General features: G+C 67.2%; 15 protein-coding genes. 9 read left to right on the top strand and 6 right to left on the bottom strand.

The window, feature by feature from the left end:
- Positions 1–5: 5 nt before the first annotated feature.
- Positions 6–1,007: a dTDP-glucose 4,6-dehydratase gene (gene rfbB / locus LDL21_RS19535; protein WP_225281254.1), complete on the bottom strand. Its 1,002-nt coding sequence runs from the start codon at positions 1,005–1,007 to the stop codon at positions 6–8.
- Positions 1,008–1,313: 306 nt separating this feature from the next.
- On the opposite strand from rfbB, the gene LDL21_RS19540 reads away from it, so the two are divergent.
- On the top strand, positions 1,314–2,015 hold the full coding sequence (locus LDL21_RS19540; RefSeq protein ID WP_181700760.1) for a DUF8020 domain-containing protein: 702 nt from the start codon (positions 1,314–1,316) through the stop codon (positions 2,013–2,015).
- 119 nt (positions 2,016–2,134) lie between these two features.
- Here the strand turns inward: LDL21_RS19540 and LDL21_RS19545 are convergent, their stop codons facing one another.
- Positions 2,135–3,184: an alpha/beta hydrolase gene (locus LDL21_RS19545; protein ID WP_225281255.1), complete on the bottom strand. Its 1,050-nt coding sequence runs from the start codon at positions 3,182–3,184 to the stop codon at positions 2,135–2,137.
- 242 nt (positions 3,185–3,426) lie between these two features.
- On the opposite strand from LDL21_RS19545, the gene rfbA reads away from it, so the two are divergent.
- Both rfbA and LDL21_RS19555 read left to right on the top strand, forming a co-directional pair.
- A complete protein-coding gene (gene rfbA, locus LDL21_RS19550) occupies positions 3,427–4,299 on the top strand; it encodes a glucose-1-phosphate thymidylyltransferase RfbA (RefSeq protein WP_225281256.1) in 873 nt (290 codons plus the stop codon).
- A gap of 3 nt (positions 4,300–4,302) precedes the next feature.
- Positions 4,303–4,851, top strand: coding sequence for a dTDP-4-dehydrorhamnose 3,5-epimerase family protein (locus tag LDL21_RS19555; protein WP_225281257.1), 549 nt, complete (start codon positions 4,303–4,305; stop codon positions 4,849–4,851).
- A gap of 105 nt (positions 4,852–4,956) precedes the next feature.
- Here LDL21_RS19555 and LDL21_RS19560 read toward each other — a convergent pair whose 3' ends face one another.
- Positions 4,957–6,420 (bottom strand): MFS transporter, encoded by a 1,464-nt coding sequence (locus tag LDL21_RS19560; protein WP_220139718.1) that lies wholly within the window; start codon positions 6,418–6,420, stop codon positions 4,957–4,959.
- An 85-nt stretch (positions 6,421–6,505) separates the two neighbouring features.
- Here LDL21_RS19560 and LDL21_RS19565 point away from each other — a divergent pair, with 85 nt between their 5' ends.
- Positions 6,506–6,904 (top strand): MarR family winged helix-turn-helix transcriptional regulator, encoded by a 399-nt coding sequence (locus tag LDL21_RS19565; protein ID WP_181700763.1) that lies wholly within the window; start codon positions 6,506–6,508, stop codon positions 6,902–6,904.
- Between the two features lie 3 nt (positions 6,905–6,907).
- Here LDL21_RS19565 and LDL21_RS19570 read toward each other — a convergent pair whose 3' ends face one another.
- Together LDL21_RS19570 and LDL21_RS19575 are read right to left on the bottom strand one after the other, a co-directional pair.
- Entirely contained in the window at positions 6,908–7,753 is an 846-nt protein-coding gene (locus LDL21_RS19570) for a helix-turn-helix domain-containing protein (protein ID WP_225281258.1), read from the bottom strand.
- A 121-nt stretch (positions 7,754–7,874) separates the two neighbouring features.
- Positions 7,875–8,480 (bottom strand): DUF4282 domain-containing protein, encoded by a 606-nt coding sequence (locus LDL21_RS19575; RefSeq protein ID WP_067494828.1) that lies wholly within the window; start codon positions 8,478–8,480, stop codon positions 7,875–7,877.
- A 180-nt stretch (positions 8,481–8,660) separates the two neighbouring features.
- Here LDL21_RS19575 and LDL21_RS19580 point away from each other — a divergent pair, with 180 nt between their 5' ends.
- The 3 genes from LDL21_RS19580 to LDL21_RS19590 all read left to right on the top strand — a co-directional run bounded on the left by LDL21_RS19580 (position 8,661) and on the right by LDL21_RS19590 (position 12,183).
- Positions 8,661–9,152 (top strand): hypothetical protein, encoded by a 492-nt coding sequence (locus LDL21_RS19580; protein ID WP_174552230.1) that lies wholly within the window; start codon positions 8,661–8,663, stop codon positions 9,150–9,152.
- A gap of 106 nt (positions 9,153–9,258) precedes the next feature.
- Positions 9,259–11,421 (top strand): molybdopterin-dependent oxidoreductase, encoded by a 2,163-nt coding sequence (locus LDL21_RS19585; RefSeq protein ID WP_225281259.1) that lies wholly within the window; start codon positions 9,259–9,261, stop codon positions 11,419–11,421.
- A 138-nt stretch (positions 11,422–11,559) separates the two neighbouring features.
- Positions 11,560–12,183, top strand: coding sequence for a pyridoxamine 5'-phosphate oxidase family protein (locus LDL21_RS19590; RefSeq protein WP_225281260.1), 624 nt, complete (start codon positions 11,560–11,562; stop codon positions 12,181–12,183).
- A gap of 1 nt (position 12,184) precedes the next feature.
- On the opposite strand, the gene LDL21_RS19595 is transcribed toward LDL21_RS19590, so the two are convergent.
- The gene (locus LDL21_RS19595; RefSeq protein ID WP_084457194.1) at positions 12,185–12,640 is read right to left on the bottom strand and encodes a GtrA family protein; all 456 of its coding nucleotides are present in this window, start codon (positions 12,638–12,640) and stop codon (positions 12,185–12,187) included.
- Between the two features lie 57 nt (positions 12,641–12,697).
- On the opposite strand from LDL21_RS19595, the gene dprE1 reads away from it, so the two are divergent.
- Together dprE1 and dprE2 are read left to right on the top strand one after the other, a co-directional pair.
- The gene (dprE1, locus tag LDL21_RS19600; protein ID WP_225281261.1) at positions 12,698–14,125 is read left to right on the top strand and encodes a decaprenylphosphoryl-beta-D-ribose oxidase; all 1,428 of its coding nucleotides are present in this window, start codon (positions 12,698–12,700) and stop codon (positions 14,123–14,125) included.
- Complete coding sequence (gene dprE2 / locus LDL21_RS19605) at positions 14,122–14,901, top strand: decaprenylphospho-beta-D-erythro-pentofuranosid-2-ulose 2-reductase (RefSeq protein ID WP_181700776.1); 780 nt, start codon at positions 14,122–14,124, stop codon at positions 14,899–14,901. The genes dprE1 and dprE2 overlap by 4 nt, the downstream gene beginning before the upstream one ends.
- Positions 14,902–14,945 lie beyond the last annotated feature (44 nt).

Below are 14,945 nucleotides of genomic sequence, written 5' to 3' on the forward strand. Positions count from 1 at the left end.
GTCCGTCAGAGTTTCTGCTCGCCCGCCGCCGCGTAGGCGCGTTCGGTGTCGGCCTTCTTCGGCCGCCACCAGTCCTCGTTCTCGCGGTACCAGGTGATGGTGTCGGCCAGCCCGGCCCGGAAGTCGCTGTAGCGCGGTGACCAGCCCAGTTCCGTGCGCAGCAGGCTCGCGTCGATCGCGTAGCGCTGGTCGTGGCCGGGCCGGTCGGTGACGTGGTCGAAATCGGTGGGATCGCGATCGAAAGCTTCCAGAATCAACTGCACGACGGTGAGATTGTCGAGTTCACCATCGGCACCGATGAGATAGGTCTGCCCGATTCGGCCGCGCTCGAGAATGTCCCAGACCGCGCGATTGTGATCGTCGACGTGAATCCAGTCGCGCACCTGATGACCGGCACCGTACAAACGCGGGCGCACGCCGTCGATCAAATTGGTGATCTGGCGTGGGATGAATTTCTCCACGTGCTGATACGGGCCGTAATTGTTGGAACAGTTCGACAGCGTGGCGCGCACTCCGAAGGAACGGGTCCAGGCGCGCACGAGCAGATCGCTGCCGGCTTTCGTCGCCGAATACGGGCTAGACGGGTTGTAGGCCGTCGTTTCGGTGAAGGCAGGGTCGTCGGGGGTGAGGTCGCCGTACACCTCGTCGGTGGAAACGTGGTGGTAGCGCACGTCGTGGCGGCGCACGGCCTGCAGCAGGGAGTAGGTGCCGACGATATTGGTCTGCACGAACGGCCACGGTTCGGCGAGCGAGTTGTCGTTGTGCGATTCGGCGGCGAAATGCACAACCGCGTCGACACCGCTGACGAGATTGTCGACGAGGTCGAGATCGGCGATGTCGCCGTGGACGAATTCGATGCGGTCGGCCACCGGATCGAGCGACGAGCGGTTTCCGGCGTAGGTGAGCGCGTCGAGGACGGTCACCGCTACGTCGGGGCGCGTGGCCACCGTCTGCTGGACGAAATTCGCACCGATGAATCCGGCCCCGCCGGTAACGAGCACTCGCACGTCGACAACGATACGTGCTCGCGATCGGGGACAGAAAGCGAACCGGCACTCGCCCAGGTAGAAACAGTCACGGTATTTACACCGTGATGTCCGTCACACTGGGCGGGTTCAGGTTACGGCCCGGGGTCTGCTTTCCTGAGAAAAACCCTAGTCGGCACTCAGGTTTCTAGCTGCGCACCGGCCCTGGGGTATCAACGGTGAACAGAATTTGAATAGAAGTACACAGGTGGTTCACCGCTCGTTAGCTGCGGGGGCTTTTGATCATCGGGTCCCCTCCGAACGCTCCAACATCGAGGTTCAACAAAAATGCTGATGAGGAAATTCGCCGCCACTTCGGCGCTGCTGATCGCTGCCATGGGCGTCGCCGCCGGCACCGCGCACGCCGAAGAGGCCCCGGCCGCCGCTGCCCCGATCAACTACACCGCCGAAATCGTCGAGGACTCGAAGGCCGTCGTCACCACCGACGCCGGCTCGATGGTCGTCGAGGACAATGTCCTGAAGATCAAGGCGGCCGACGGCACCGTCGTCGCGGGCACCCCGCTGGCGTTCCGCATCGAAGAGCACGAGCTCCCGATCGTGGCCGAGATCTCCGGCAACACCGCCACCCTGACCCCGGTGATGGACCCGGCCAAGGCCGTCTACAAGCCGGTCGCCCTGCCTTACGAGGCGCAGGCGCCCTGGAAGAGCGAGTACGACCGTGAGGTCGCGGCGTTCAACCGTCTGAAGGACACCATCTCCGTCGGCGCCACCATGGGTGCCCTCGTCGGTGGCCTCGGTGGCGCGGCTGTCGGCTGCATCGCCGGTGCCGGTGCCGGCCTGGTCCTGACCGGTGCCCTCCTCGCCCTGTTCGGCGCGGGCCCGCTGGCCGGCTGCATCGCCGGTGCCGCCGCTGTCGGCTTCCTGGGCGTGCTGGCCGGTCAGCTGTTCATCACCGCGCCGGTCGCCATCGGTGCGGCGATCCAGTACTTCGCCACCGTCACCTCGCCGTTCACCCCGCCGGCCAAGTAATTCCGGTTCGGAACGTGCGATAACCGCACTCGCGTAAGCACATTCGCGAGCAGGTACGCCAGGTGCCCCGCTGCGGCTCGAAAGAGTTGCGGCGGGGCACCTGTCGTTTTCGGCTGGGGTCAGGCGGTGCGGGCGCGTTCGGCGGGCGCCACCACTTCCCGCACGAACTTGGCGACCCGTCCGAGCGCCGAACGGCTCTCCGGCATGTCCGGCAGGATGCTCATGAAGGCGTGCACCTGCCCCCGCCACAGTTCGAGTGTGTGCGGCACACCCGCCGCACCGAGCCGGTGGGCCATGAGTTCGCAGTCGTAGCGCAGCAATTCGTCTTCGGCCGCGATCAGCAGTACCGGTGGCAACCCGGCCAGGTCGGCATTGACCGGCGAGAGCTTCGCGTCGAGCGGACCGGCGTGCTCGGCGCCGAGGCGGACCACGGCCTCCAGTCCGGCCAGCGGAATGTAGGCGTCGCGGCGCACATTCACGTAGTCCTTCTTCGCCCGGTAGTCCAGATCGAGCAGCGGACTCAAGCCGACGAGACCGGCGGGCAGCGGCAATCCGATGTCGCGGGCGCGCAGCGCGGTGGCGAAGGTGAGGAACCCGCCCGCCGAGTCACCGGCGAAGACGATGCGGCCCGGGTCGGCGCCGTGGCGCAGCAACCAGCGGTAGGCCAGCACGCAGTCGTCGATGGCGGCGTCGATCGAACCCGGCAGCTGACGGTATTCCACATTGAGCACCGGCAACCCGGTCCGCCTGGCCAGCCCGGCGGCGACGGCCCGATGGGTCGACAACCCGCAGACCGCGAAGCCGCCACCGTGCAGATACAGCAGCGCGCCGTGGCGCAGCGCCCGCGAGGCGCCCGCAGGACGGATCATCTCCATCTTGAATCCGTCGAGCTGGATCTGTTCGCGTTCGATGCCCGTCGGTTCGGGGCGCAGTCGCGCGAGCAGGTCGACGGCGATGCCGCCGATCGGGATGGTCCGTCGGTTGATGGGGACGGTGCGCAGCAGCGGCCCGATGACGCCGACGCAGGCGCCCATCAACACGCGCGAGGACGTACTGCCCCGTCCGGAGTTGACGACGATGCCCGCCGCTTTCGGACTGGTGGCGCCCCTGGGGGCGGCGGGGACGATCCCGCCCAACACACCGGGCCTGCCGATCTTCGAGGCTTCCATCGCGCACCTACCTCACACTGGCGCGTCGACTCGATGGCTCGGGTGCGAGCCCCGGATCGGATGTCGACGCTGACATCTAACACAGTGATGTTTCACACATCGACGCTCACATAATCAGATGAACGCCGTCGTGTCCCAGTTATCGACCGACACACCCGGTTGCGAAACGTTCGTGATCAATTCGTCCACGTGTCGGAACCTCCCCGACTCCTGCGACGCCGGAACTGGCAGACTTGCCACCTATGCGCGGAATCATCTTGGCGGGCGGCACCGGATCGCGGCTGCACCCGATCACGCGCGGGGTGAGCAAGCAGCTCGTCCCGGTCTACGACAAACCGATGGTCTACTACCCCTTGTCCACCCTCATGTTGGCAGGGATCGACGACATTCTCGTCATCACCACGCCGGAGGATGCCGAGGCGTTCACCCGGCTGCTCGGTGACGGCAGCCAGTTCGGGGTGTCGCTCAGCTATGTGGTCCAGCCCGAACCCGACGGCCTGGCCAGGGCTTTCGTGCTCGGCGCCGACCACATCGGCACCGAACCCGCCGCGCTCGTACTCGGCGACAACATCTTCCACGGCCCCGGCCTCGGCGCCAGCCTGCACCGCTTCCACGACATCGACGGCGGCGCGGTGTTCGCCTACTGGGTGAGCGACCCCACCGCCTACGGCGTGGTGGAGTTCGTGGACGGTCGCGCGGTCTCCATCGAGGAGAAGCCGAAGGTGCCGCGCTCCAACTACGCCATCCCCGGTCTGTACTTCTACGACAACGACGTGGTCGAGATCGCGCGCGAGCTGCGTCCCTCGGCGCGCGGGGAGTACGAGATCACCGACATCAACCGCGCCTATCTCGAGCAGGGCAGGCTCAGCGTCGACGTGCTCGCGCGCGGCACCGCCTGGCTCGATACCGGCACCTTCGACTCGCTGCTCGACGCCGCCAACTACGTGCGGACCATCGAGGAACGCCAGGGCCTCAAGATCGGGGTGCCCGAGGAGGTGGCGTGGCGCCGCGGCCTGATCTCCGACGACCAGCTGTGCGAACTGGCCGAACCGATGGTGCGCTCCGGCTACGGGCGCTACCTGCTCGACCTGATCGACCGCGGAAAAGACTGGTAGCACATGGAGATCCGTGAACTGGCCATCCCCGGCGCGTGGGTGGTCACTCCCCGCCTGCTCGGCGACGACCGTGGCATGTTCTGCGAGTCGTTCAAGGCCTCGGAGTTCGAGAAGGCCACCGGCCGGCCCTTCGACCTGCACCAGGTGAACACCTCGGTGTCGGCGGCGGGAGTGTTGCGCGGCATCCACTACACCGAGGACCCGCCGGGCCAGGCCAAGTATGTGACGTGTGTGCGCGGCGCCTTTCTCGACGTGGTCGTCGACCTGCGACCGGGTTCGCCCACCTACGGCCGCTGGGACAGCGTGCTGCTCGACGACGTGGACCGCCGCTCGGTGTTCCTGTCCGAGGGGCTCGGCCACGCCATCCTCTCGCTGGAGAACTACTCGACGGTGACCTACCTGTGCTCGCTCGAGTACACCCCCGAATTCGACCGTGACCTGGACGCTTTCGACCCCCGGCTGGCCATCGACTGGCCGACCGAGGGCCGCGACGGCCGCCCGCTCACCTTCATCCGCTCCGCCAAGGACGAGGCAGCGCCGCGGTTACATTAGCGGCTGGCGCCGCGGGGTTTTCGGCACGGAAGGCCGAAAACCCGCGGTTGCCCGGCACGCCGAAAAGGCACCACCGCGACATGGTGGTGCCTTCAGCGCTTCGGATCAGACCGTCTGGAGCACCTTCTCCTCGACCACCGGCGCGTCGGTGACCCGCTTGCGCGGCCAGAAGACGGTGAGCGCGACCAGTGCGCCGAGCACCGTGACACCGGCGGCGAACTCGAGGCCGGGGCGGTAGGTGTCGAGCATCTGCTGCGGCGAGGTGCCGTGCGCGGTACCGGAGGTGACGATCGCGGTGGTCACCGCGAGCACCACGGCCGCACCGACCTGCATCGAGGTCTGCAGCACGCCCGCCGCGAGACCCTGCTCCTCGTCGTCGATACCGCTGGTGGCCTGCACGTTGATGGCAGGGAAGCCCACCCAGCCGATGCCGATCAGCAGGACCGCGGGCAGCAGCACGGTCAGGTAGTCGGGCGCGGTGTCGATCCGCAGGAACAGCAGGTAACCGACGGCCATCACAGACATGGTCACGGCGATCACCGGTCCGGTGCCGAAGCGGTCGATCAGCTTGTCGGAGAAGAACGCCGAGGCGACGACAAGGATGCCGACCGGAAGCAGCGCCATGGCGAGCTTCAGCGGCGACCAGCCGAGGGTGTCCTGCAGGTACAGCGTGACGATGAACTGCCAGCTGAAGTACGAGCCGGCGACCGCGATGATGGCCAGGCTGGCCCGCACCAGCGACACCTTGCGCAGGATCCCGAGCCGGACCAGCGGGTGGGCGACACGCTGCTCGGTGACGACGAACGCGGCGAACAGGGCGACCACGGCGATGAACGAGATGACGGTCCGGGCCGAGGCCCAGCCGACCTCGGGCGCGGTGACCACGGTGTAGACCAGCAGCAGCATGCCCGAGGTGGACAGCAGCGCGCCGAGCAGATCGTGGCCGCCTTCCTCGGCCTTACCGTCCTTGGGGATCAGCACGAACGCCGAGATCAGGGCGGCGACGGCGATCGGGACGGGCAGCAGGAACGTCCAGCGCCAGCCGACACCGGTCATCAGGCCGCCGAAGAGCAGGCCCATGGAGTAACCACCCGCGCCGAAGACGGTGTAGATGGACAGCGCCTTGTTGCGCGCTTTTCCTTCGGCGAAGGTGGTGGCGATGATCGACAGGCCGGTCGGCGCGGTGAACGCGGCGGCCAGACCCTTGATGAACCGGGTGACGATCAGCAGCGTCGGGTCGCTGACCAGGCCGCCGATCAGGGACGCGACCGCGAAGACGGCCAGGGCGATGAGGAACACCTTGCGGCGCCCGAGCAGGTCGGCCGTGCGACCGCCGAGCAGCAGCAGACCGCCGTAGCCGAGGACGTAACCGCCCACGAGCCACTGCAGGGTGGAGGTGGACATATCGAGTTCGGCGCCGATGGACGGCAGGGCGACACCGATCATCGAAACGTCGAGACCGTCGAGGAACAGAACAATGCACAGGGTGATCAGCAGGCCCCAGAGGCGAGCGGACCACCGGGTCGGGTCGGTCGCCTCGGCGGCCGAGAGCGTTGCTGGCGAAGTCATGCGGAGGACATTACATGCATGCGCATTTAATGCCAACACATTTAATGCAGTTGCATAGATCCGTCGGGCGCACTAAGATGGCCGCATGTCGAACCCGGCCAACACAGCTCGGCGCAACGAAGCGCCCACCGAGCTGGTCGGCCAGTGGCGCGCATTGCTCGACCGGCACGCCGCCGTGAGCTGCGCACTGGAGAAGGCGCTTCAGAACGAACACCGGATCGGACTCAGCGAGTTCGAGATCCTCGACCGTCTCGTCGACGCGGCCTGCGAGAAGTACCGCATGACCGACCTGTCCGGCGACATCTACCTGAGTCAGAGCGCGCTCTCGCGCGCCGTGGCCCGGCTCGAACGCGACGACCTGGTCGAACGCAGCACCTGCGACGGCGACCGGCGGGCGTGTTTCGTCAAGCTCACGGAAAAGGGCAGGGCGGTCTACGACCAGGCCCTGCCCACGCACCGTTCGGTACTCACCGACTCCTGGTAGGAGCTACACCGTCGCGCTCGCCGCGGCGGTGATGTCGGTGAAAGCGCTTCGGTAGCGGTCGAATTCGGCCGGCTTGTCGAGATAGACCGAACCGGCGAAGGTCTCCACGTAGACCACCGGCGGTTCCTGCTTGTCGACCGCGTTGTCGCCGTCGAAATCGAGCACGGTGAACCGGCCCGACTCGAGCCCGGCGTGGTAACCGGAGTCGTCCGGGATCACCCGGATGTCGACGGTGTCGCGTTCGGCCAGCTCGCGCAGCCGCGCACGCTGACCGGCGAGCACCCGATCGTCACCGATGCGGCGCGACAGCACCGCCGCGGCGAGCACCACCCGCAGCCGCAACGGCGAGCCCGTCCTGGTGAGCAACGCCTGCCTGGCCGCGCTCACCCGCAGCCGCCGTTCCAAGTCGGCGTCGGTGAGTTCGGGAATGGTCCGTTCGAGCAGCGCCCTGGTGTAGTCCTCGGTCTGCAACAGCGCCGGGACCAGGCCGTCCTCGTAGATCGACAGCTCGGCCGCCGCCTCCTCGAGGCCGATGTAGACCTCGAAGCCCTCCGGAATGACGTCGCCGTAACTCGTCCACCACCCCCGCGCCTTGGTTTCGCGAGCAAGTGCCGCCAGCGGTTCCACCTGATCGGCGGGCGCTCCGTACACCTTGCACATGGCCTCGACATCGAGGCTGCGCAGCGATGTCTGCCCCGTTTCGATCCGCCAGATCTTCGCTTCCGACCACTCGAGTTGCGCCGCCGCGGTTCTGGTGGTCATCCGCGCGCGGTTGCGCAGGTCACGTAAGTGCCTGCCCAGCTGCCTGCGCGGCATGGTCGAACCGGTGACGCCCTGCGGTGAAGCCATACTTCCCCCCTGTATCCAAATCCGGCCTCCCCCTTGTTCTCTGGAGGCCGCCGTTCGCAGCTGACGCATCATCAGATCTGCGGACGGATTGTTTCACAACGAATCGGACACCGCGCAAGACCTACTTCTTCTTCCGGAACCGCCAGAACTGAACGGCGCGAACATCTTCGGACAGCTGATTCACCGGTTCGGCCACATCGGACAGTGCTTGGAACAGTCCGTCGGCGAGTTCGCTGATGTGCTCGACCCGGCCCGCGAGCCGGGCTGCGTTGTCGGCGAATTCGAGCATCAACCGCACCGACGCGGCGATGGTGAGCCCGAGCGGAACGGCCACGAGAGCGGCGAGCACGCCGAGCACCGCCGAGGCCTTCCACATCAGCACCGTCAGCGCGATCGGCAGGCCGATAGCGAAGGAGATCACGCACAGGATGTAGGCCAGCGGCAGCAGCGTGCGGGTCGCGGGCCTGCGGAATTGCACGTCGAGCAGGGAGCGGAGCGCCTCGGCGCCCCACTGGGTGGCCGAGCGGGTGCTGCGGAACGGATCGTCGAAGCCCGCGTCGCGCGCGAGCCTCATCGCCTCGGTCTCTTCGGAGTCCTCGGCCTGCTCTCGCGAACGCGACGCCGTACGCTTCACGTCGGCCTCTTTCCAAGAGAGCCAGCGGGATTCGGCCTCGAACTCCTCGGCCTCCGGCTCACCGGCGGGGGTGGTGTTCGGCACGTCGGTCATGGTCCGAATCCTGCCCGCTTTCCGACGACACGCCAACACCACGGGGACCGAACCTGCGATAGCGAAGGTTCGTCGAATGAGACGAAGCAGACACTCTCGATTATTTTTCGGAATCCGCGTAACAACTCGGCCACCTTGCGCCGATACGCCCATGAACGCAGGAACAGAGCTCTTCGGGGAATGGAGAACACAGTGCGCACGACGTTTCCGACCAACACTATGGCCGCCGACAAGGGTGCCGCCGCGCTGGACTACGCCGCGCGGGGTTGGAACGTCGCCGAAACCACCAACGGCCTGTGCCTGGTGACCGACGAGAACGTTTCGGCCATCGAGATCACCGGCGAGATGGCAGGCGAGGTTCGCCGCTTCCTGCGCGCCAACAACCTGTCCGGCCCCGTGATCGAGATCCCCGGCGCCGAGCGTCGCGAGATCCACCTGGTGACCGGCGTCGCCAAGGCCACCATGGCCATCGCCGCGATGCGCGAGGCCGGTGTGCTGGTGCACACCGACGGTGCAAGCATCCCGCTGCCGCCCACCCAGCTGGCCGCCGGTTCGGCGTCGTGGGGCGTCGCCCCGTCCGAGGCCCGCTGGATCCCGCCGGTCGTCGCCCTCGGTGCCGCCGTGCGCGCCGCCGCCACCCGCAAGCGCGCCACCCTGACCGTGGCCTGCTGAGGCAGCTTTTCACAGCCGACCCGCGACCGCGACGGATCCCCACGTCGCCTCGCGGGTTTTCTGCGTTTCCCGGTGCCGAGCGGCCGAGGTGGAGTAGGCATGAACCATGGCTCCGCGTTCGTTGCTTCGCACCTGTCCGCTCTGTGAGGCCGTCTGCGGCCTGAGCATCACCCTCGACGACAACGATCGGGTGCTCTCGGTGCGTGGCGACCGCGACGACCCGTTCAGCAAGGGCTTCATCTGCCCGAAGGGCGCCGGTTTCGGCAAGCTCGACGACGACCCCGACCTGGTCACCACCCCGCTCATCCGCGACGGCGCCGACTTCCGCCCCGCGAGCTGGGACGAGGCGTTCGACCTGATCGCCGAGCGTTTCGCCGCCGTCCGCGCGGCGCACGGCACCGGCGCCACCGGCATCTATCTCGGCAACCCCAATGCCCACACGATCGCGGGCGCCCTCTACGCGCCCGCGCTGGTCCGCGCGCTGAGCACCCGGCACGTGTACTCGGCGAGCACCGCCGATCAGATGCCCAAGCAGGTGGCCGCCGGGCTGATGTTCGGCGACCCGATGACCGTCCCCGTTCCCGACCTCGACCGCACCGACTACCTGCTGATGCTCGGTGCCAACCCGCTGGAATCGAACGGTTCGCTGTGCACGGCGCCCAACTTCCCCGGCCGGTTGAAGGCGTTGCGGGCGCGCGGCGGCAGGCTCGTCGTGGTGGATCCCCGTGCGACGCGCACGGCGGAACTGGCCGATGAACACCTCTTCATCCGACCCGGCACCGATGCGTATCTGCTGTTCGCGGTGGTGCACACATTGTTCGCCGAAAACCTGCTCGACGTGCGCGTGGAGGTCGACGGCCTGGACGAACTGCGCGCGGCCGCAGCGGATTTCACGCCCGAGATCGCGACGGAACGCACCGGAATTCCGGCCGAGACCATCCGCCGCATCGCCCGCGAACTGGCCGCCGCCCCGACGGCCGCCGTCTACGCCCGGATCGGCACGTGCACCACCGAATTCGGCACGCTCACCCAGTGGCTTGTCGACGCGGTCAACGTCCTCACCGGCAATCTCGACTCCCCCGGCGGCGCCATGTTCGCCACCCCGGCGGCACTCGGCATCACCCGGACAAAGCCGTTCCGGCCGGGCCGTTGGACCAGCCGGGTTCGCGAATTGCCCGAAACCATGGGCGAACTCCCCGTCGCCACCCTCGCCGACGAACTCGAAACCCCTGGTGAAGGGCAGATCCGCGCGCTGGTGACGGTGGCGGGCAACCCGGTGCTCTCCGCGCCGAGCGGTGCGCGGCTGGACGTGGGGCTGGCCGGGCTCGACTTCATGGTGAGCGTCGACCGGTATGTCAACGAGACGACTCGGCACGCGAATGTGATTCTGCCGCCGCCTCGTTCGATCCAGTCGCCGCACTACGACTTCGCGCTGCTGCACTTCGCGGTGCGCAACTACGCGCGCTACTCGCGCCCGCTGGTGCCGCTCGACGGCAGGCCGTCGGAATCGGCGGTGCTCGCCCGGCTCGCCGCAGCCGTGAGCGGGCAGCCGCATCACAGCGACGAAGCCGTCGCGATGATCGACGAGCTGGTCATCGCCGGCATGCTGCACAAGGCGGGCATGAGTGACCGGCGCGACGAGCTCGAGGGCGCCGACACCACCGAACAGCGCGTCGACCTGATGCTCAAACTCGGCCCCTACGGCGCGTGGAACGGCGGCGACCTCGGCCTGCGCACCCTTCTCGACAACCCGCACGGCATCGACCTCGGCCCGCTGCAGCCACGTCTGCCGGTGGTGCTGCGGACCGCATCGGGACGCGTCGACCTGGCACCGCAGCCCTTGCTCGCCGATGTGTCGCGACTACGGGAAGGCCTCGCGGCGAGTGCGCCGCCCATGGTGCTGATCGGGCGCAGACAGCTGCGTTCCAACAACAGCTGGATGCACAACATCGAGGCCCTCGTCGGCGGATCCAACCACTGCACCCTGCACATCCACCCCGACGACGCCGACCGCCTCGGCATCGGCGAGGCGGCCGAGATCACCTCGGCCGCCGGATCACTGACCGTGCAAGTGGAGCTGACAGCGGCGATCATGCCCGGGGTGGTGAGCCTGCCGCACGGGTGGGGTCACGCCGCGAGTATCACCCAGTCGGTGGCCCGCGCGCATGCCGGTGTGAATGCCAATGCGCTGACCGACAATTCGATCGTCGACGCGATCACCGGAACCGCCGTCTTCAACGGAGTGCCGGTGACGGTCGGTCCGGCCTGATCGGTCGTCGTCCAGGAAACCCGAAGCAAACCGCCCGTTACGGTCCTTCGCAATACTGGACTCGCCACGCCGCACGCCGAACTCCCCTAGACTCCAATGAGATTGTGGTCACAGCACTTCGGCAGCAGAGGGGCCCCGATGCCTGGAACACAGGTCGGCAGCGACGGAGAGCACGAACTTCAGGAAACGTTGGGCACCACCGAACGCGCCGAACGGTTCTACGACGACCAGGTCATCGACTATCTGAACCCGATGATGATGGAATTCGTCACCCGGATGGACATGGCGTTCATCTCCACCGCCGACGCGCACGGCGAATGCGACGCCAGCTTCCGTGCGGGAACCCCTGGTTTCCTGCACGTGATCGACGATCGCACGATTGCGTACCCCGAATACCGAGGTAACGGGGTGATGGCCAGCCTCGGCAATATCCTCGAGAACCCGCACGTCGGCATCCTGATGATCGACTTCGTCCGCGACCTCATCGGCCTGCACGTGAACGGGAAGGCCCGCATGGTCGCCGACAGCGAACTACGCGAGACCGTCACCGATCTGCCACCCGCCGAACGGGGCAAAGCGGCGCAGGTGTGGGTGGTCGTCGACGTGGAAGAGGCATACATCCACTGCCGCAAGCACATTCCGCAGATGATCCCCGTCTCCCGCGACCGCCGCGAATGGGGTACCGACAACGTCCGCGCCAAGGGCGGCGACTACTTCGGTGTGAAGGCGGGCCGTCAGCACGCCGAAGTCAAAGCAGGCTGACCTACTTGATCTTGAAGATCACCACACGCTGCACGACGAAGTTGATCACCGTCGCCGTGCCCTGCGCCACGACGAACGCCACCGCCTGACGCCACCACTGGTCGGGCAGCGCGAACGCGAACGCGGCATACATCCCGAGCTGCACGGCGAACGTCACCGCGTACAGCGCGACGACCGCCACGAACCGCTTGCGGCTCGGCTCGGCCTGGAACGTCCAGCGACGATTGATCAGATACGCCGTCGTCGTACCGGCGATGAAGCTGATCGCCTTGGCGAGCACCTCAGGCACCCCGAGCACGTTCGACAGCAACAGCAGCAAGCCGAAGTCGACGATCGCCGAGAAACCGCCAGTGAGGGTGAACCGGACAATCTGCGTCTTCAGATCGACATCGGTACCCCCCGGCTCGTCGACCAGCGGAATTTCGGGGGGCAGGGGCAGATGCGGCTGTGCTTGCACGTGAGGAAGGGTACGAGACCGGTCACAGGTTGTGCCATGCCTGTAGCCTCTAAGCCGATGTCTGAGAACATTTCGACCACCAACGACGGGCCGTTCGTGCTTCCTACGCGCACGCGCAGGCTCACCGGTTGGGGTCGCACCGCACCCACCTCCGCCGAAGTGCTCTCGACCGGCGATCCCGAGCTGATCGCCGAGGCCGTGCGCATGGTCGCCGAGGACAACGACAGCAAGCCGGCGCATCTGCGACGCGGCGTGATCGCCCGTGGCCTCGGCCGCTCCTACGGCGACCACGCCCAGAACGCGGGCGGCCTCGTCATCGACATGCCCGCGCTCAACCGCATCCACCGCATCGACCGCGACACCCGCCTGGTCGACGTGGACGGCGGCGTGAGCCTGGACCAGCTGATGAAGGCCGCGCTCCCGTTCGGGCTGTGGGTTCCCGTGCTACCCGGCACCCGCCAGGTGACCATCGGCGGCGCCATCGCCTCCGATATCCACGGCAAGAACCACCACAGCGAGGGCAGCTTCGGCAACCACGTCCGCTCGATCGACCTGCTCGTCGCGGACGGTTCGGTGCGCACGGTGTCACCCGACAACGACGCCGAGCTGTTCTGGGCGACGGTCGGCGGCAACGGCCTCACCGGCATCATCCTGCGCGCGACCATCGAGATGGCGCCGACGGAGACGGCCTACTTCCTCAACGACGGTGTGAAGACCGCGACCCTCGACGAGACGGTCGCCGCGCACAGCGACGGCAGCGAGGCCAACTACACCTACTCGAGCGCCTGGTTCGACGTCATCAGCCCGCTGCCCAAGCTGGGCCGCGCCACCATCACTCGTGGTCGCTTGGCCAAGCTCGATGAGCTGCCCAAGCGGCTGCAGAAGAAGCCGCTGAAGTTCGACGCGCCGCACCTGATGACCGTGCCGGACATCTTCCCGAACTTCACCATGAACAAGCTGACGCTGTCGGCGATCGGTGAGGCGTACTACGCGATGGGCGGGAACTACACCGGCAAGGTGCAGAACCTGACGCAGTTCTACCACCCGCTCGACATGATCTCGGAGTGGAACCGTGGCTACGGTTCCAACGGGTTCCTGCAGTACCAGTTCGTGGTGCCGACCGAGGCGGTCGAGGAGTTCAAGCGGATCATCATCGACATCCAGGCGTCCGGCCACTACTCGGCACTCAACGTCTTCAAGCTGTTCGGCCCGGGCAACGACGCGCCGCTGAGCTTCCCGATGCCGGGCTGGAACATCTGCGTGGACTTCCCGATCAAGCCGGGCCTCAACGAGCTGGTCACCGAGCTGGACCGCCGCGTGATGGAATTCGGCGGCCGTCTCTACACCGCGAAGGACTCGCGCACCAGCGCCGAGACCTTCCACAAGATGTATCCCCGGATCGACGAGTGGATCAAGGTCCGCCGCAGCGTCGACCCGAACGGCGTGTTCATGTCCGATATGGCCAGGAGGCTGGAGCTCCAGTGATCAACGCAGTTGGCAACCCGCAGACCATCCTGCTGTTCGGCGGCACCTCCGAGATCGGTCTCGCGATCTGCGCGGAGTACCTGCGCAAGAGCCCCGCGCGGATCATCCTGGCGAACCTGCCCGGCGACCCGCTGCTCGACGACGCCGTCGCCAAGCTGAAGGGGGCCGGTGCCACGGCGGTCGAGGTCATCGACTTCGATGCGCTCGACACCGACTCGCACCCGAAGGTCGTCGACGCCGCGTTCGCCGGTGGTGACGTGGATGTCGCGATCGTGGCATTCGGTGTGCTCGGCGACGCCGAGCAGCTGTGGCAGGACCAGCGCAAGGCGGTCATGACCGTCGGCATCAACTACACCGCCGGTGTGTCGGTGGGTGTGCTGGTCGGCGACAAGTTCAAGGCGCAGGGTCACGGCCGGTTCATCGTGATGTCGTCGGTGGCCGGCGAGCGGGTTCGTCGCTCGAACTTCGTGTACGGCTCGACCAAGGCCGGCCTCGACGGCTTCTACCTGGGTCTGGGCGAGGCGCTTCGTCCCTACGGCCCGCGCGTCACCGTCGTCCGGCCGATGCAGGTGCGTACCTCGGCGACCAAGGCCCACTGGGAAGCGACCGGCTCCAAGGAAGCGCCGCTCACGGTCGACCCGGAAGACGTCGCCCGCCAGGCCGTCGCCGCCTCGGAGAAGGGCACCGAAATCGTGTGGACCCCCAACGAGGCCCGCTTCGTGATGTCGGCCCTGCGCCACGTGCCGCGCCCGATCTTCCGCAAGCTCCCCATCTGATCGAGAGCCACCGCGACTGCCGCACCGCCACTCCGGCGGTGCGG

The organism is Nocardia rosealba (assembly GCF_020216065.1).
Taxonomy (GTDB): domain Bacteria; phylum Actinomycetota; class Actinomycetes; order Mycobacteriales; family Mycobacteriaceae; genus Nocardia; species Nocardia rosealba.